Below are 15,847 nucleotides of genomic sequence, written 5' to 3'. Positions count from 1 at the left end.
TCGCCGCCTGATGTTAGTAGGGCTGACAAGGAGAAGCGATCGCATGTCGAGCCGGCTGGACGACGAGCTTTCCAGGCTCGTGAGTGCTGGTGTGCTGCGCCAGTACCAGGCCGACTCGATCCGGGACGCGGCCGACGCGGAGATCGACGCGGCGCTCGCCGACCCGGGCCGTCCGCGGCCTTCCGGGGAGGCTCCGGAGCCCTCCGAACCGGCCAAGCGGAAGACGCCGCCGGTAGCGGTCCATACCAACGCTCTGGTCGAGGTTCTCGGGTACGTCGGCGGCGCGCTGCTGCTCGGCGCCGTTGCGCTCCTGACCTTGGCGAACTGGGGTGAAATGGGGCGTGCCGCGCGGATCAGTACCGGCACGACGGCCGCCGTCGTACTGCTCGGTGTCGCGGTCGTTCTGGCCCTGCTGGGACGTCGCGCGCAGCTCAGCGCGGCGCTCGCCTCGCTGGGGTGTTGCGTGGCCGGGTTTGCGACGTTCGTGGCGATCGAGGGGGAGGCCGGGCGGGTCGCGGGAGTGGTGGTCGCGCTCGCGCTGGCGGCCGGCGGGCTGTGGTGGCTCAAGGAGTCATCGTTGCTGGTGGCAACTTTTGGGATCCTCGCCGTCGGTGTGCTGGTGATCACCTCGGACGTCCTGACTCCGGACACCGGGTCGGCCGCGAACAGCGCGGGCATCGCCGGCACCGGGTTCATCGTCGTCGCGTTCGTGTTCGCGATGCTCGGCCTGGTGCGCGATCAGGTGACGTCGTGGTCACTCGCCGGAGCCGCGATGTTCAGCTCGTCGATCTGCTGGCTGGTGCAGGAGCGCGGCGAGATCATGGCGCTCGCCGTCGGTACGGCGGGCCCGGCCGCGCTGCTGGTCGCGTACGGGCGGACCCGGCGCTCGGCGTACGCCGTGGTGGGCTGCGCGATCCTGCTGGTGATCTGGCCGACCGCCCTGTACCAGCTGACCGACAACCTGGCCGGCGTAGCGGTCGGGCTGGTCGTCGCGAGCGGCGTACTGCTCCTGGCGGTGCTGATGCTCAGCCGTCGCCGTTCGAACGAGTAACGCAACGCGCGCCGTTTCGCCCTAGCTGCGGTTGATACGGCAGACTCGCTGGGGTGACAGCTCCCACTCCGGCCCTTGTCGAGCTTGCAGTCGCCCATGGCGTGGCCACGGAGTACTGGAACTGGCAAGGCGAGCATGTGGTCGTTTCCAGTGAGGTCGTGTCCGATGTGCTCGCTGCACTCGGTGTCGACGCGTCCACGCCGCAGAAGGCCACCATTGCGTTGGCTGAGCACCAGCAGGCGCGCTGGCGCCGTACGCTGCCGCCCACCGTGGTGATGCGTGCGGGCTGGACGCCCTGGTTCGCCGTACACCTGCCGCACGGGTCTACCGCCGAGGTGTGGGTGGATCTGGAGGACGGCGGTCAGCGGCGGGACATCCCGCAGCAGGACCATTGGGTCGAGCCGGAGTGGATCGACGGCGTCCAGGTCGGTGAGGCGACGTTCCAGCTGCCGGGTGACCTGCCGCTCGGGTATCACCGGCTGTGCGCGCGGGTCGGCACCAACCCGGAGATCTCGGTCAGCACGCTGATCGTCACGCCGCGGAAGCTGGAGCCCGAGAAGCTGCCGCGCACGTGGGGCTGGGTCCTCCAGCTGTACTCGGTACGGTCCCGGCGTTCCTGGGGCATCGGCGACCTGCACGACCTGGGCGACCTGGCTGCCTGGTCGGCGCACGACCTGGGCGCCGGCTTCGTCCTGGTGAACCCCCTGCACGCTGCTGAGCTGGCCGGACGCATGGAGCCGTCGCCGTACCTGCCGGCGTCACGGCGGTTCGGGAACCCGATCTACCTGCGCATCGAGGACATCGACGAGTACGGCGACCTCGCCCCGATGGAGCGGGACCAGGTACGGGCGCTAGCGCTGCAGGCGCGGGCGTTGAGCGAGGACTCGACCATGCTGGACCGGGACGCCGTGTGGACCGCCAAGCGTGAGGCACTCCAGGTGCTGTTCCGCGTGCAGCCGTCCGTGGGGCGGATCGCGGAGTACGGCGCGTACTGCGACCGCGAGAGCCAGGGGCTGATCGACTTCGCGACCTGGGCCGCGATCGCCGACGTCCACGGTCCGGAGTGGAGCAAGTGGCCGGAGGAGCTGCAGGAGCCGACGGCGCCCGCGGTTGTTGCCTTCCGCAACGAGAACCCGGACCCGGTCGAGTTCCACTGCTGGCTGCAGTGGCAGCTGGACGAGCAGCTGGGGCGGACCCAGGCCCGGGCGAAGGCGGCCGGGATGTCGTTGGGCGTCGTACACGACCTGGCTGTCGGCGTACATCCCGACGGCGCTGACGCGTGGGCCTTGCAGCACGTGCTGGCGCCGAACATCCACGTGGGTGCTCCGCCGGACGCCTTCAACCAGCAGGGGCAGGACTGGTCGCAGCCGCCGTGGCGCCCGAACGCGCTGGCCGAGACCGGGTACGCCGCCTGGCGGGACCTGGTGCGGGCGGTGATGCGACACGGTGGCGGGCTGCGGATCGACCATATCCTCGGCATGTTCCGGCTGTGGTGGGTCACGTCGCCGGAGCGGCCTACCGAGGGCACGTACGTGCGGTACGACCACGAGGCGTTGGTGGGCATCCTGGTGCTGGAGGCGCAGCGGGCCGGGGTCACCGTGATCGGCGAGGACCTGGGCACCGTGGAGCCGTGGGTGCGCGACTACCTGACCGAACGCGGCGTTCTGGGTACTTCGGTGCTCTGGTTCGAGCGGGACGCCAACGGGAAGCCCCTGGCGCCCGAGCGGTGGCGGGAGCTGTGCTTGGCGACTGTGACGACGCATGACCTCCCGCCGACGGCGGGGTACCTGGCCGGCGACCATGTCGAGCTACGGAATCGCCTAGGTCTGCTCACGCGCCCTGTGGCCGAGGAGCTCGCTGTTGACGAGGCAGACCGCGACGCGTGGCTCAACGCGCTCCGGGAGCGTCACCTGCTCAGCAACACCGACGGGGACGTCGAGCGGATCGTCGAGGCGCTGCACAGGTACGTCGCCCACACGCCCGCGAAGCTCGTCGGCGTCGCGCTGACCGACGCCGTCGGCGAACGCCGTACCCAGAACCAGCCCGGCACCACCGACGAGTACCCCAACTGGCGCGTCCCCCTCGGCGGCCCCGAGGGCGACCCCGTCCTGGTCGAGGACCTCCCCAACAACCTCCGCCTCCGCCGCCTGATCGGCGCCCTCAACATCTAGGTGGTCGCGTTTCGGAAATATCTTTCGCGGGAAATTGACTTCTTGAAAAACCGCCCCGTTTCAAGGAGTGTCCCCATGAAATCTGTGCTCCGACGTGTCGTCGTACCGCTGGTCGCCGTCCTCGCCGGGCTGCTGCCCGGCGTGGTGGTGGTCGAACAGGCCTCCGCGGTCACGAAGATGACGCACGCCCAGGCGACCGCGATCTTCCGCGCGGCCGGCATCACCTGGTCGTCCAGCGGCAACTGCTCGAACCGCAACGTGGCGACCTGCACGTCGTTCGACCAGATCAACGACAGCACCGCGTACGGCGTTCGTACGCTCAAGACCGCGAGCGGCTGCGCGATCAACATCACCGGCGGGACCGAGACCGGGCACGCCAGCGGCACGTACAGCCACTGGAACGGCTACAAGGTCGACCTCGGGAAGAACACGTGCATCACGAACTACATCCACGGGTTCACCCGGATCGCGAACCGCGGCGACGGCTACCCGCAGTGGCAGTCCGGCGCGGGCAACATCTACGCCGACGAGGGCTCGCACTGGGACGTGACGTACTACAACTGCGGCGGCTGCTGAGCCTGCTGCGCCGACCGTTGCCGGAGGGGCGGTGGCTCCTCCGGCAGCTGTCAGGTACTAGTCTGCTGGCGTGATTGCTGAATTGTCCGGGCACTCGTTGCTGGTGTTCGTCGGGATTCCGGCGCTGGTCATCTCGGTGGTGGCGTTGCTGACGTTCGCCTCCTCGATCGCGAACGGGCCGCGGTACCGTCCGGGGCTGTCCTGGTGGGCACCGCCGGTCTGGATCAACGGTCCGGCCGCGACCAAGCCCGACCCCGCCCACCTGCCCGAGCTCGACCCCGCTCCGGCTGCCACCGCGACCGCCGCCGCCGGCGTCGCCCGCACGATCGGAGGCGCAAGTGCCAGCTGGTGACGCTTTCACCCCTGACCAGCTCTACGACATCGAGCGCGCGGTCCGGAACGCCGAGGAGGCGTCCGGCCTGCACTTCTCGGTGTACGTCGGTGGCGCCGACTCGGAGACCCGGCCGTTCGCGGTCGAGCTGCTGAACGAGCTGGACGACCCAGACAGCACCGTCCTGGTGTACGTCGACCCCGCCGGCCGCCGGCTGGAGATCATCACCGGCGAGCAGGCCCGCCGCCAGCTGTCGGACGCGGCCGCCGGTCTGGCCGCGCTGACCATGCAGACCTCGTTCGCGACCGGCGACCTCGCCGGCGGCCTGGTCACCGGCGTCCAGCAGCTCGGCGCGCACGCCCACCAGGCGCCGCTGCTGCACGCGAACAACGAGCCGCACAAGCTGTAGGACACGCCTTCCACCGCGCCGAGCAGTTGTTCGGCGCGGCGTGGGTGTTGAGGGAGATGCTCTAGCCATGGCCGCACTGCAGCCGCATCGCATCGAGTTGGGCGATGTGGTTCTTCGCCCGTTCGTCGGGTCCGACGAGGCCGCGGTGGCCTCGGCGCTCGAGGATCCCGGCATCCTGCGCTGGACCGCCGGGACCGCGGTGATCAGCTCACCGGCGGCTCTGCGGGGCCGCAGGTGGCTGGACCCGCGGATCGACGGCTGGGCGCACGGCAACGCGGTCTTCGCGATCGCCGAGCGCGACACCGACCGGGTGGTCGGCAGCGTGACCCTGCGGGACGTGCACCGGGTGCCCGACCAGGCAGTCGCGGCGTACTGGGTGAGCCCGGTCGCCCGCGGCCGCCGGCTGGGTGCCCGCGCCTTGGACGCCGCCGCCCGCTGGGGCTTCGCCGCCGACGGCCTGCGGCTGCACCGCATCTCGCTCGACCACTCACTCGTGAACGAGGGGTCCTGCCACGTCGCGCTCCGCGCCGGGTTCCAGCTCGAGGGCGTGATGCGCGAGTACTACGTCGAGCCGACCGGACAGCGGCACGACTCCCACCTGCACGCCCGCCTCGCGACCGACGCCGTACCTCAGCCGGCCGGTTCGTAGGTCGGGCAGGGGCTCGGGTACGCCGCCTGCGTGCGCGGGTCCTGGCAGAGGTTGACCATCTGCTCCGACGACGGGCCCGGACCCAGGTACACCATCCAGGTGCCGGTAACCGGCGCCAGCGAGCTGTCCTTCAGGCCCGGGTACTGACCGTTCACCAGCATCGCCTTCGCCGGGATCCCGGCGCGCGTGACCTTCGTGGCGGTCGCCTTCGCGGTGTCACCCGCGTCGGCCGGGTACTTGTCCAGTACGGCGATCCACTCGCCGTGCTTGAACTTCGGCGACTCCGGCCCGGTGTTGACCGGCGGCAGGGTCGTGGTCTGCACCTTGACCGTCGGCTGCGTCTGCGAGACCGGCGGCTTCCGGTCGCCCTTCGTGGCGGTCCCGGAGGCGCTGGTGGTCGGCGCCGCGGCGCCGTTGTCGGTTCCCGAACCAATCTGCAGCCCGTCGGCGCTCGGACTCGTGGTCGTGCCCCGGGTGAGGATGAACCCCAGCACGGCGGCCAGCGCCAGCGCGGCCACGATGCCCGCACTGACCGCACTCCGCGAGCGCTTCTTCTTCCTGCGGTGCCCGACACGTGTCACGACAAGGGTCCCTCCCCAAGAACTTCGGTGCAGCTTAGACCGAACTCCGAGGAAAGTGAGCGGCTTTCAGGTGGCAAGAATCTCTTTCCTGCAAGGGATGTCGCGCAGCGCGCACGCCCCCTCACGATCCGCCGACCAGCAATCGTTTGATGGATACGGACGGCGTCCGCGCGACCACGGGGCTTGACCTAGACAGCGCTCTAGTTGTTTGGCTGGACGCATGCGAGAGCTGACGATTGGGAGCGACCCCGCGCGACAGCGCCGGGTCAGCACGATCGCCCTCGGGGCGATGCTGATGGGTACGGTGACCGACGAGGCGACCTCGTTCGCGGTCCTGGACCGGTACGTCGAGGCGGGCGGGACGTTCGTCGACACGGCCAACAACTACGCGTTCTGGGTCAACGGCACCCAGGGCGGCGAGAGCGAGCAGTTGCTCGGGCGCTGGTTGAAGAGCCGCGGGGTGGGCGACGAACTCACCATCGCGACCAAGGTGGGAGGCCGGCCGCCGCAGCCGGCCAAGCAGCTGAGCGAGAACCTGGAAGGCCTGTCGGCGCAGGTCGTCAAGGAGTCGCTGGCGCGCAGCCTGGACAACCTCGGCCGCGACCACGTGGACGTGTACTACGCCCACATCGACGACCCCGCCGTACCGATCGAGGAGCAGGTCGAGACGTTCGGATCGCTTGTCCAGGAAGGCCTGGTCGGGCTGGTCGGGCTGAGCAACTACTGGACCTGGCGGCTCGAGCGGTACCGGGCGGTGGCGGCCGCGGCCGGTCTGCCGTCGCACGACCTGCTGCAGTACCACCACACGTACTTCCGGGCCCGTACCGACCTCGGTGGGCTCCGTTCGAAGGACGGCAGCATCGGAGTCGCCGAAGGCAACCTGCTGAGCTATCTGCGTGGTGAGCCTGGTCCCACCTTGGTGGCGTACACACCGCTGCTCAGTGGCGGGTACGTGCGAGCCGACAGGCCACTGGACGAGTCTTACGACCACGCCGGTACGAGAGCTCGTAAGAGCGCGCTGGACGAGGTCGTGAAGGAGACAGGCGCAACGGCCAACCAGGTGGTGCTTTCCTGGCTGACTGGTGGTGAGATCCCGACCGTGGCACTGGTAGGCGCGTCCTCGGTCGCGCAGATCAACGAGAGCCTCGCTGCGGCCGACCTGGAGCTCACACCGGACCAGCGTCAACGGCTGGACGCGGCCGGCAACAACTAGGTCCCTGACGGGATCCCGTCGTACCGGACGGTCGGGCGGGTGTCGAGAGCGTCGTCCAGCCAGCCGTCCACGTCGACATCTCCGGACAAGATGTGGTTGACGTACGCCGTGCGCTCGTGGCTGAGCACCTCCAGCTCCCACACGCACGGCGCGGCCCCGAGCGGCGCCGGGCGCAGATCGTCGACGTCCATCCCGCTGAAGATGCTCAGCCGGGACTGGAAGTCCCGCGCCCAGCTCTGCACCACCAGGTAGACACCGTCGTCGCCCAGGTGCAGTACGACGACACCGAGCCCGACGGCGCCCATGGCGTCGTCGAACTCGAGCTGCCGGGTCGCCGTACCGCGGGCGATCTCGACCATCTCGTCGTCCCACTGCCGTCCGCGGGCCGTGACGACGTACGGCTTCACCAGGCGGTTGGCGTAGCGCCAGGGCATCAGGGGAGTGACGGGGCGGGGTCGGTACGCCTCTGCGAGTCCGGTCAGCGCAACAGCTGCCGCACCAGCCAAGGCGGGGTCAGAGGCGGGCACCGCTCCAGTCTTACCGCACGACGAGGTTCAAAGCGACAGGGCCGGTCCCAGAGTGAGACCAGCCCTGTCAGAAACCCTCAGTTGGTGGCGGTATCCGTTGCCTGTGCGGCGATCGCGCGGGTCAGGTCGGCCTGGGCCTCGGTGACGTACCGGAGTGTCGGGGCGTCCACCGCCGTGGACTCCGTGGCCAGCCAGCCGGTCAGTGCGTCCAACGCCGCCTGGTCGGCCAGGTGCCGCGGCGACAGGTACACCAGCACGTTCTCGCCCATGGACGAGCCGAGCCGCGTGTACACGTCCTTGGCCGCGCTCAGGTACTTCTCGACGTACGGCCGCAGCAGGTCCTCCTGGCCGGGCTGCTGGAACCCGAGGATGGTCCGGAACTGCGTCTCGTTCGGGGTGTCCGAGGACTCCACCGCGACCTGCCAGGCCTCTTCCTTGGCCTCCGCGGTCGGCCGGGCGGCCCGGGCCTGGGCGGCCCGCTCCTGACCGGTGATCGTGGTGTCGCGGGTCAGCTCGTCGTCGATCTCGGCGGCACCGATCCGGCCGAGCCGGGCCAGCGCGACGATCAGCGTCCAGCGCAGGTCGGTGTCGACGACCAGGCCGGCCGGCAGGTCCCGGCCGTCCAGCCAGCCCGCCAGCCGCTCGGCGCCGGCCTCGGAGAAGACGGCCGAGCTGTACGCCCGGACGAACGCGAGCTGGTGGTCACTGCCCGCCTCGGAACCGGCCACCAGCTCGGACAGCGCCTGCTCGTACTGCGCGCGCAGGGCCGGCCGGTTCTGCGGGGCGGCGTACTGGTTGATCGCGTTGCCGGCCTGGTTGAGCAGCGAGCGCACACCGGTCAGGTCGGTCTCGGCCCGGATCCCGCGCAGCACGATGCCGACGTACTGGCTGGCCGGCATCTCGGCGTCCCGGGTCATGTCCCACGCCGAACCCCAGGCGAGGGCCCTGGGCAACGATTCGGTCAGCTGGTCGATCGACTCCACCAGGGTCGCCCGGGACCGCTCGTCCATCCGGATCTTCGCATAGGTGAGGTCGTCGTCGTTCAGCAGCACCAGGTCCGGCTGGGTTGCGCCGGTCAGCTCCGGGAGCTCCGTCCGCGCGCCGTCGATGTCGACCTCGAACCGCTCGGTGCGGACCAGGCCCTCGTCGGTACGGCGGTACAGGCCGACCGCGAGCCGGTGCGGCCGCAGCACCGGGAACTTCTCGGTCGCGGTCTGCTCGATCGCGAACGACGTGAACGCGCCCTGGTCGTCGACCGCGAAGTCGGCGCGCAGCGTGTTCACGCCGGCGGTCCGCAGCCACCGCTCGGTCCAGTCGTCGAGGTCGCGCCCGGACGCCTTCTCCAGCGGCTTCAGCAGGTCGGTCAGCTCGGTGTTCCCGAACGCGTGGTCCTTGAAGTACTCCTTCAGCGCGGTGACGAAGGTCTCCTCGCCGACGAACGCCACCAGCTGCCGCAGCGTCGACGCGCCCTTGGCGTAGGTGATGCCGTCGAAGTTCACCTCGACCGCGTGGAAGTCGATCATGTCCGCGGCGATCGGGTGCGTCGACGGCAGCTGGTCCTGCCGGTACGCCCAGTTCTTCCGGGCGTTGCAGAACGTCGTCCAGGCGTCGTTGTACTTCGTCGTCGCGACCACCTGCGCCCAGTGGCTGGCCCACTCGGCGAACGACTCGTTCAGCCACAGGTCGTCCCACCAGGTCATCGTGACCAGGTCGCCGAACCACATGTGCGCCAGCTCGTGCAGCACGGTGTTCGCGCGGGCTTCCATCTCCGCGTGCGTCGTCCGGCTGCGGAACAGGTACTCGTCCCGCAGCGTCACACAGCCCGCGTTCTCCATCGCGCCCATGTTGTACTCCGGCACGAAGGCCTGGTCGTACTTGTGGAACGGGTACGGCGTACCGAACGCTTCCTCGAACAGCGCGAAGCCCTGCTTGGTGACCTCGAACAGGTCGTCGACGTCCAGCGCGCCCTGCAGCGACGGACGGCACAGCAGCGACAGCGGGTACGACCCGTGCGGGCCCTCGTAGGTGTCGGTGACCACGTGGTACGGACCCGCGACGACCGCGGTGATGTACGTCGAGATCCGCTCGGTCGGCGGGAACTCCCAGCGCGCCAGCTCCTCGCCGTTCGCGCCCTGGTACGGCGCCGGCTCCGGGGTCGGGGCGTTCGAGATCACGACCCAGCGGGCCGGTGCGGAGACGGTGAAGGTGAAGGGGGCCTTGAGGTCGGGCTGCTCGAAAGTCGTGAACACCCGGCGGGCGTCCGGCACCTCGAACTGCGTGTAGAGGTAGGTCTCCTTGTCAGCCGGGTCGACCGAACGGTGCAGCCCTTCACCGGTCCGCGAGTACAGGCAGTCCGCCACCACGGTGAGCTCGTTGCGCTCGGCCAGCCCGTCCAGCTGGATGCGGGCGCCGTCGTAGACCGTGTCCGGGTCCAGGGCGACGCCGTTCAGCGTCACCTCCCGGACCTGGTCGGCGATCAGGTCGGCGAACGTGCTCGCGCCGGCCTCGGCGGCGAACGTGACGGTGGTCACCGACGGGAACGTCGGTGCGCCGGTCGGGGCATCGGCCAGATCGAGCTCGATCGCGTAGCTCACGTCACTGACCACTGCCGCACGGGAACGCGCCTCGTCGCGCGTCAGGTTGGTTCCAGGCATGTCCGCATCCTATGCACGTGGTTCTCAGGTTCGCCGAGGGTTTCCCCGCGACATTGGGTATTGGATACCAAGACGGTATCCGTGTTCTTCAACTTTGTATGATGGTGAATATGACAGCCTCCGCTGATTTCTGGTTCGACCCGGCCTGCCCCTGGGCCTGGATGACGTCTCGCTGGATGCTCGAGGTCGAGCAGGTCCGGGACGTGAAGACGACATGGCACGTGATGAGCCTCGCCGTCCTGAACGACGGCCGGGACGAACTCCCGGAGCAGTACCGCAGTTTCCTGACCAACGCGTGGGGCCCGGTGCGGGTGCTGATCGCGGCCGAGGAGGCGCACGGCAACGACGTACTGCTGCCGCTCTACACCGCGCTCGGCAAGCGGATCCACATCGAGGGCCGGGGCATCGTTGACGGCGTCGACGGGCTGATCCGGGAGGCGCTGGCCGAGGTCGGGCTGCCGGAGTCGCTGGCCGAGGCGGCCGGCACCGACCGGTACGACGACGCGCTGAAGAAGTCCCACCACGCCGGCATGGACCAGGTCGGCATGGAGGTCGGTACGCCGGTGATCGCGGTCGAGGGCACCGCGTTCTTCGGCCCGGTGGTCACGCCCGCGCCGAAGGGCGAGGCGGCCGGCAAGCTCTGGGACGGCGTGCGGCTGGTGGCCGGCACCGAGGGCTTCTTCGAGATCAAGCGCACCCGGGACCGCGGCCCGATCTTCGACTGACGGTTCAGGGCTTGAACTGGAGCCGTCACTTCGGTGAAAGTTGCTCACTCAGGAATCCGTCCAGTGGGTGAGTAGGTTTCAGATGACCCTGACCGCAGGCATTGCGGTGTTCGACCGCCAGACCGGGCAGTTCGTCCAGCAGCAGCACGCCGAGCGGCAGTTCCGCTCGGCGTCGGTGGTGAAGCTGCTGATCGCGCTCGACTTCTTCTGGGACCGCGGTCCGGAGTACGCCGTACCGGACGAGGACCGGGCGCGACTCGAGGTGATGCTGCGCAGTAGCGACGACGATGCGGCCAGTTACTACTGGGACCAGCGTGACGGTGCGGCGTTGGTGGAGCGCATGGTCGGGCGGCTCGGGCTGGCACGCACAGCAGGGCCGCCCGCGACTCACCCGGGCTTCTGGGGGTACGTCGCTATCACGGCCGCCGACACCGTCCGGATCTACCGGTACCTGCTGGAAGAGGCGCCTGCGCCGGTGCGTGAGTTCGTGATGGGCCAGCTGCACCAGGCGACACGGAGCGGCACCGACGGGTTCGACCAGTACTTCGGGATCGCGTCGGTGTTCGCACCTGGCTTCAGCATCAAGCAGGGCTGGTCCGGGTTCCAGGGCTCCAGCGGCTACAACATCGACAAGGCGAAGCCTGAGTCCGTGGTTGACCTCGTCAGCGAGGCCCTGCACACCACTGGCACCGTGGGCGCGGACGACCGGACCATCGTCGCCGTTTACACGCTGCACCCGTGCGGAACGCCGTACGAGCAGGCCTATGCCGCTGTCACGCAGTTGACCGCGGCCCTGACTGTGCCGGGCGGCGTGCGGGCAGCGGTGAGCTGACAAGTAGATTGCCGCCATGCGAGTGCACATCGGCTGTGACCACGCCGGCTTCGAACTGAAGAACCACCTCGTGCAGCACCTGACCGCTGCTGGGCACGACGTCGTCGACCACGGTCCGGCGGCGTACGACGCCGTCGACGACTACCCGCCGTACTGCCTGCGCACCGGGCAGGCCGTGGTCGCCGACCCGGGCAGCCTGGGCATCGTGATCGGCGGCTCGGGCAACGGCGAGCAGATCGCCGCGAACAAGGTGAAGGGCGTCCGGGCGATCCTGGCCTGGAGCACCGACACCGCACGGCTCGGCCGCGAGCACAACAACGCCAACGTGATCAGCGTCGGCGCCCGGATGCACAGCGAGGAGGAGGCCGCCGGATTCGTCGACACCTTCCTGGCGACCGACTACTCCGGTGAGGAGCGGCACACCCGGCGGATCGAGATGCTGGACGGCTACGAGTCGACCGGCGAGCTCCCGCCGCTGCCCTGATCGCCGCTGCCCTGATCGTCGCTGCCCTGATCGTCGTCCGGTCCGGTCGCCGGCAGGACCGGCCGGCGGTGCACCGGCTGCCGGGGCTTGGACACGTCCCTCGCCCGCATGCTCCGGCCGGTGCCGACCACGGCCGGACTGGCCGGCGAGGCCTTACCGCCCTTGGAACCACCTGTCGTCCCCATAAGAGGAATCATGCCTGAAGGTCACACCCTGCACCGGCTGGCGAACGACGTCTGGGACGCGTTCGGCGGCCGTACTGTCCGGGCGTCCAGCCCGCAGGGCCGGTTCGCCGACGGCGCCGCGCTGCTCGACGGCCACCTGCTGCGGCAGACCGAGGCCCACGGCAAGCACTTCCTCGCCGATTTCGAGGGCGCCGGCTGGCTGCACATCCACCTCGGGCTGATCGGCAAGATGGACATCAAGCCCGCCCCGGTGCCCGAGCCCGTGGGCGCGGTCCGGGTCCGGCTGCAGAACGCCACGTCGTACGCCGATCTCCGCGGCGCGACCGTGTGCGAGGTGATCACCGACGAGGAACGCGACAAGCTGCTGGGCCGGCTCGGGCCGGACCCGCTGCGCGACGACGCGGACCCGGAGGCGGCCTGGAAGCGGATCCACCGCAGCAAGCTGCCGATCGGTCAGCTGCTGATGAACCAGGACGTGCTCAGCGGCGTCGGCAACGTGTACCGGGCCGAGGTGCTGTTCCGGGCCAAGCTGAACCCGATGACGCCCGGCAACGTGGTGAAGAAACGCGAGTGGCAGGGGATGTGGGACGACCTGCTCGAGCTGATGAAGTACGGCGTCGAGACCGGGCGGATCGACACCGTCGCCGACGACCACACACCGGAGGCGATGGGGCGCGACCCGCGGCAGGACGACCACGGCGGCGAGGTGTACGTGTACCGGCGCCAGGGGCAACGATGCCACGTCTGCCAGTCGGTGATTCGGACGAAGATCCTCGCGGGACGTAACTTGTTCTGGTGTCCCAGATGCCAGCGAACCGGTCTCACTCGCAAGAGCTGACAGTCTTCGGTTGTGTCTCGAATTGATGCGCGGACCGATCGGTACCGTTATCTTCTTCACAGCATGAGGAAGAGCGGCGGTCTTGCACTGGTACGACGCATCGGCCGCCGGGTCGAGGCGCTGGGCCGACGCGCCCGCCGTTCGCACCGGGTCGCGTTCGTTCTCCTGATGCTCCTGCAGTTGGTCATCGCGATCGCGAGCCTCGCCTGGCCGGACCTGACGCCGGCCTCGTTCCTGATCGTCCCGCTGGTGGTCGGCGGCGTGCTGCTGCAGTTCCGCGAGCTCGTAGCGCTGTCCGCGATCACCGCGCTCTTCGGGGCGTACGTCGTACTGTCCCGCGGCCCGTCACTGCCCCGGTTCGGGTTCGTGCTGGTGCTGCTGGTGGTCGGCTGGATCATGATCACCAGCGCCAAGGTGCGCAGTCGGCTCGGGGTGCCGGGGACCCGCGGCGAGTCGATGCTGATGGAGCTGCGGGACACGTTGACCGCGCAGGGCGAGATGCCGACGCTGCCGCCCGGCTGGCGGGTCGAGGTCGCGATCCAGTCCGCGGGCGGGTCGACGTTCTCCGGCGACTTCGTGGTGTCGACCGTGCACGACCAGGTGCTCGAGGTCGCGCTGGTCGATGTCTCCGGCAAGGGCATCGACGCCGGGACCCGGGCGCTGCTGCTGTCCGGTGCGTTCGGCGGCCTGCTGGGCGTCGTACCGGAGGAGGAGTTCCTGCATTCGGCGAACCGGTACATCCGGCGTCAGGAGTGGGACGACGACTTCGCCACCGTCGTGCACGTCGCGATCGACCTCGCGACCGGGGAGTTCGACGTACGGACGGCCGGGCATCCGCCGGCGATCCAGTTCGACGCCTGGTCCGGGCGGTGGCAGACGCGGGACGCCGACGGGCCGCTGCTCGGGCTGGTCGAGGCGCCCGAGTTCGCCGTGAACCACGGGCAGCTGAAGCTGGGCGACGCGCTGTTCCTGTACAGCGACGGGATGGTGGAGACGCCGCGGCGGGACATCGGCCGCGGTACCGACCGGCTCGCCGGGCACGCGGAACGGCTGGTGGCGCAGGGGTTCCTGGGGGCCGCGCAGGAACTGGTCGCGACCGCCGGCGGGCCGGGGGACGACTCGGCGATCGTGATCATCCACCGCAAGGCGCATGCCTGAGGCAAGTAAGTCTCTCGTTGTCAGTTCGCGTGTTTGTTGACTTGGGCAACGAGAAGGGCATACTGCTGCTGAGATGTCCGCCCGTGTTATGACCATGTTGACACTGGGGAGCGGGAATGGTCGGCAAGGGGGTTCGTGCTCAGGCTGCCGCGATCGCGGCAGCCGCCGGAGCACTCACAGTTCTGGCGGGTGCCGGGGTGCTGTTGCTGTCCGGGCCGGGTACGTCGGTGGCGCCCGTGGCCGCGATGGCCGCGCCGCCGGGGAACAACGGGACGATCAAGATCGACGGCGTCGAGGTCGGGGACCGGCCGCCGGACAACAACCCGCACCAGGGGTGCACGTTCACGATCGAGTTCTACAACTTCGATCCTGGGCCGAACTACGCGACGGTCACCTTCGCCGATCAGCCGCCGACGGCTGATGGTGGGTTGCAGGTGGTGTCGGGGAATCTGAACCCGTTCATCGGCGGTGGGCCGACGAACAGCAGTGGGCTGGACGCGCGCGAGGTCTACACGCTGAAGTTCACCGGCCCGCCACAACCGCAGCAGGGCTACCACGTCAAGGTCACGATCCACGCCGACGGCTCGATCGGCAACGACACCAAGTCCAAGGTCTTCTGGGTCCAAGGCTGCAACGCCACCCCACCCACCACCCCACCGACCACACCGACCACCACACCTCCCACGACGCCGCCCACCACGCCGCCTACGACACCTCCGACCACGCCGCCGACCACGCCGCCTACGACACCTCCGACCACCCCGCCTACGACACCTCCGACTACGCCACCGACAACCCCGCCGACGACGCCGCCCACCACGCCGCCGACGACACCACCCACGACGCCACCGACAACACCGCCTACGACGCCGCCCACTACGCCTCCGACAACACCGCCTACAACCCCACCGATGACGCCACCGACTACTCCGCCCACCACGCCGCCGACGAGTCCGCCGACGACGCCTCCTGCGACACCACCCACGACGCCGGTGACCTCGCCTCCGACGACGCCCGCGAGTACGGCTCCGACGACTCCGGCCACGACGCCTCCTGCTTCTCCGGTGAGCACGCCGACCAGTGCTCCGGTGGTCTCGCACCACCCGAGCTCGACGACGAGCGGGCTGCCGACGGCAGTTGAAGCCGGACTAGCCAGCGCGCCGACGCGGACCGTGGCCGCCACTACGACCACCGGCAAGAGCGCGACCGGCGGCATCCTGATGACACTCGGCGGGATGCTGCTCGCCGGCGGTGCCATCGCCACCCTGCGACGCCACGGCCGCCACACCCGCTGACCGAGCTTGTCCTCGGCAACAAGCAGCTCACGCACCGGGAAGGTCACCACCAGCCCCCGGTGCGTGAGCGTCAGCCGCAGGCTGTGGAAAACCCAGGATCCACAGGATCAATCGTTACAGAACCGTCTTGACTGCTGTAACGGAACCGAAATACTTCTCCTGGACTTC

The 15,847-nt window shown here is 69.4% G+C and carries 17 protein-coding genes; 13 read left to right on the top strand and 4 right to left on the bottom strand.

Features of this window, described 5'->3' with window-relative positions:
- Positions 1–43 precede the first annotated feature (43 nt).
- The 6 genes from ACFV9C_RS30440 (at position 44) to ACFV9C_RS30415 (ending at position 5,187) form a co-directional block, all read left to right on the top strand.
- Complete coding sequence (locus ACFV9C_RS30440) at positions 44–1,051, top strand: hypothetical protein (RefSeq protein WP_380198980.1); 1,008 nt, start codon at positions 44–46, stop codon at positions 1,049–1,051.
- Positions 1,052–1,104: 53 nt separating this feature from the next.
- Positions 1,105–3,222 carry a 4-alpha-glucanotransferase gene (gene malQ / locus ACFV9C_RS30435; protein ID WP_380198979.1) on the top strand — a complete coding sequence of 706 codons (2,118 nt, stop codon included), beginning with the start codon at positions 1,105–1,107 and terminating at the stop codon, positions 3,220–3,222.
- A 75-nt stretch (positions 3,223–3,297) separates the two neighbouring features.
- A complete protein-coding gene (locus ACFV9C_RS30430) occupies positions 3,298–3,798 on the top strand; it encodes a hypothetical protein (protein WP_380198978.1) in 501 nt (166 codons plus the stop codon).
- A 70-nt stretch (positions 3,799–3,868) separates the two neighbouring features.
- Positions 3,869–4,150: a hypothetical protein gene (locus ACFV9C_RS30425; RefSeq protein ID WP_380198977.1), complete on the top strand. Its 282-nt coding sequence runs from the start codon at positions 3,869–3,871 to the stop codon at positions 4,148–4,150.
- Entirely contained in the window at positions 4,137–4,538 is a 402-nt protein-coding gene (locus ACFV9C_RS30420) for a DUF5130 family protein (protein ID WP_380198976.1), read from the top strand. Before ACFV9C_RS30425 ends, ACFV9C_RS30420 begins: the two co-directional genes overlap by 14 nt.
- A gap of 67 nt (positions 4,539–4,605) precedes the next feature.
- The gene (locus tag ACFV9C_RS30415; RefSeq protein WP_380198975.1) at positions 4,606–5,187 is read left to right on the top strand and encodes a GNAT family N-acetyltransferase; all 582 of its coding nucleotides are present in this window, start codon (positions 4,606–4,608) and stop codon (positions 5,185–5,187) included.
- Here ACFV9C_RS30415 and ACFV9C_RS30410 read toward each other — a convergent pair.
- Positions 5,169–5,768, bottom strand: coding sequence for a hypothetical protein (locus tag ACFV9C_RS30410; protein WP_380198974.1), 600 nt, complete (start codon positions 5,766–5,768; stop codon positions 5,169–5,171). The genes ACFV9C_RS30415 and ACFV9C_RS30410 overlap by 19 nt on opposite strands.
- Positions 5,769–5,988: 220 nt before the next feature.
- On the opposite strand from ACFV9C_RS30410, the gene ACFV9C_RS30405 reads away from it, so the two are divergent.
- Positions 5,989–6,981 (top strand): aldo/keto reductase, encoded by a 993-nt coding sequence (locus ACFV9C_RS30405; protein ID WP_380198973.1) that lies wholly within the window; start codon positions 5,989–5,991, stop codon positions 6,979–6,981.
- Here ACFV9C_RS30405 and ACFV9C_RS30400 read toward each other — a convergent pair.
- Together ACFV9C_RS30400 and pepN are read right to left on the bottom strand one after the other, a co-directional pair.
- On the bottom strand, positions 6,978–7,415 hold the full coding sequence (locus ACFV9C_RS30400; protein WP_380198972.1) for a hypothetical protein: 438 nt from the start codon (positions 7,413–7,415) through the stop codon (positions 6,978–6,980). The two genes, ACFV9C_RS30405 and ACFV9C_RS30400, sit on opposite strands and share 4 nt — an antisense overlap.
- A gap of 170 nt (positions 7,416–7,585) precedes the next feature.
- Positions 7,586–10,162, bottom strand: coding sequence for an aminopeptidase N (gene pepN / locus ACFV9C_RS30395; RefSeq protein ID WP_380198971.1), 2,577 nt, complete (start codon positions 10,160–10,162; stop codon positions 7,586–7,588).
- Positions 10,163–10,272: 110 nt separating this feature from the next.
- On the opposite strand from pepN, the gene ACFV9C_RS30390 reads away from it, so the two are divergent.
- The 3 genes from ACFV9C_RS30390 to ACFV9C_RS30380 all read left to right on the top strand — a co-directional run bounded on the left by ACFV9C_RS30390 (position 10,273) and on the right by ACFV9C_RS30380 (position 12,203).
- A complete protein-coding gene (locus ACFV9C_RS30390; RefSeq protein ID WP_380198970.1) occupies positions 10,273–10,887 on the top strand; it encodes a DsbA family protein in 615 nt (204 codons plus the stop codon).
- Between the two features lie 82 nt (positions 10,888–10,969).
- Positions 10,970–11,719 (top strand): hypothetical protein, encoded by a 750-nt coding sequence (locus ACFV9C_RS30385; RefSeq protein WP_380198969.1) that lies wholly within the window; start codon positions 10,970–10,972, stop codon positions 11,717–11,719.
- Positions 11,720–11,735: 16 nt separating this feature from the next.
- Positions 11,736–12,203: a ribose-5-phosphate isomerase gene (locus ACFV9C_RS30380; protein ID WP_380198968.1), complete on the top strand. Its 468-nt coding sequence runs from the start codon at positions 11,736–11,738 to the stop codon at positions 12,201–12,203.
- On the opposite strand, the gene ACFV9C_RS30375 is transcribed toward ACFV9C_RS30380, so the two are convergent.
- Positions 12,167–12,388: a hypothetical protein gene (locus ACFV9C_RS30375; RefSeq protein WP_380198967.1), complete on the bottom strand. Its 222-nt coding sequence runs from the start codon at positions 12,386–12,388 to the stop codon at positions 12,167–12,169. The genes ACFV9C_RS30380 and ACFV9C_RS30375 overlap by 37 nt on opposite strands.
- A 10-nt stretch (positions 12,389–12,398) precedes the next feature.
- Between ACFV9C_RS30375 and ACFV9C_RS30370 the strand changes: the two genes are divergently transcribed.
- The 3 genes from ACFV9C_RS30370 to ACFV9C_RS30360 all read left to right on the top strand — a co-directional run bounded on the left by ACFV9C_RS30370 (position 12,399) and on the right by ACFV9C_RS30360 (position 15,679).
- Positions 12,399–13,226, top strand: a complete 828-nt coding sequence (locus tag ACFV9C_RS30370) for an Fpg/Nei family DNA glycosylase (protein ID WP_380198966.1) — start codon at positions 12,399–12,401, stop codon at positions 13,224–13,226.
- Positions 13,227–13,289: 63 nt separating this feature from the next.
- Complete coding sequence (locus tag ACFV9C_RS30365; protein ID WP_380198965.1) at positions 13,290–14,384, top strand: PP2C family protein-serine/threonine phosphatase; 1,095 nt, start codon at positions 13,290–13,292, stop codon at positions 14,382–14,384.
- Positions 14,385–14,500: 116 nt separating this feature from the next.
- The gene (locus ACFV9C_RS30360; protein WP_380198964.1) at positions 14,501–15,679 is read left to right on the top strand and encodes a hypothetical protein; all 1,179 of its coding nucleotides are present in this window, start codon (positions 14,501–14,503) and stop codon (positions 15,677–15,679) included.
- Positions 15,680–15,847 lie beyond the last annotated feature (168 nt).

The organism is Kribbella sp. NPDC059898, from assembly GCF_042730855.1.
Classification (GTDB): domain Bacteria; phylum Actinomycetota; class Actinomycetes; order Propionibacteriales; family Kribbellaceae; genus Kribbella.
Note: the sequence above shows the minus strand (reverse complement) of the source record. Positions and strands in the feature narration are given on the sequence as shown.

What these genes read in the sequence shown, in the direction of transcription:
- ACFV9C_RS30440 (WP_380198980.1), top strand. Translation starts at nt 44, where the DNA reads ATGTCGAGCCGGCTGGACGACGAGCTTTCCAGGCTCGTGAGTGCTGGT.
- ACFV9C_RS30430 (WP_380198978.1), top strand. Translation starts at nt 3,298, where the DNA reads ATGAAATCTGTGCTCCGACGTGTCGTCGTACCGCTGGTCGCCGTCCTC.
- ACFV9C_RS30415 (WP_380198975.1), top strand. Translation starts at nt 4,606, where the DNA reads ATGGCCGCACTGCAGCCGCATCGCATCGAGTTGGGCGATGTGGTTCTT.
- ACFV9C_RS30405 (WP_380198973.1), top strand. Translation starts at nt 5,989, where the DNA reads ATGCGAGAGCTGACGATTGGGAGCGACCCCGCGCGACAGCGCCGGGTC.
- ACFV9C_RS30400 (WP_380198972.1), bottom strand. Translation starts at nt 7,415, where the DNA reads ATGCCCTGGCGCTACGCCAACCGCCTGGTGAAGCCGTACGTCGTCACG.
- pepN (WP_380198971.1), bottom strand. Translation starts at nt 10,162, where the DNA reads ATGCCTGGAACCAACCTGACGCGCGACGAGGCGCGTTCCCGTGCGGCA.
- ACFV9C_RS30390 (WP_380198970.1), top strand. Translation starts at nt 10,273, where the DNA reads ATGACAGCCTCCGCTGATTTCTGGTTCGACCCGGCCTGCCCCTGGGCC.
- ACFV9C_RS30385 (WP_380198969.1), top strand. Translation starts at nt 10,970, where the DNA reads ATGACCCTGACCGCAGGCATTGCGGTGTTCGACCGCCAGACCGGGCAG.
- ACFV9C_RS30380 (WP_380198968.1), top strand. Translation starts at nt 11,736, where the DNA reads ATGCGAGTGCACATCGGCTGTGACCACGCCGGCTTCGAACTGAAGAAC.
- ACFV9C_RS30375 (WP_380198967.1), bottom strand. Translation starts at nt 12,388, where the DNA reads ATGGGGACGACAGGTGGTTCCAAGGGCGGTAAGGCCTCGCCGGCCAGT.
- ACFV9C_RS30370 (WP_380198966.1), top strand. Translation starts at nt 12,399, where the DNA reads ATGCCTGAAGGTCACACCCTGCACCGGCTGGCGAACGACGTCTGGGAC.
- ACFV9C_RS30365 (WP_380198965.1), top strand. Translation starts at nt 13,290, where the DNA reads ATGAGGAAGAGCGGCGGTCTTGCACTGGTACGACGCATCGGCCGCCGG.
- ACFV9C_RS30360 (WP_380198964.1), top strand. Translation starts at nt 14,501, where the DNA reads ATGGTCGGCAAGGGGGTTCGTGCTCAGGCTGCCGCGATCGCGGCAGCC.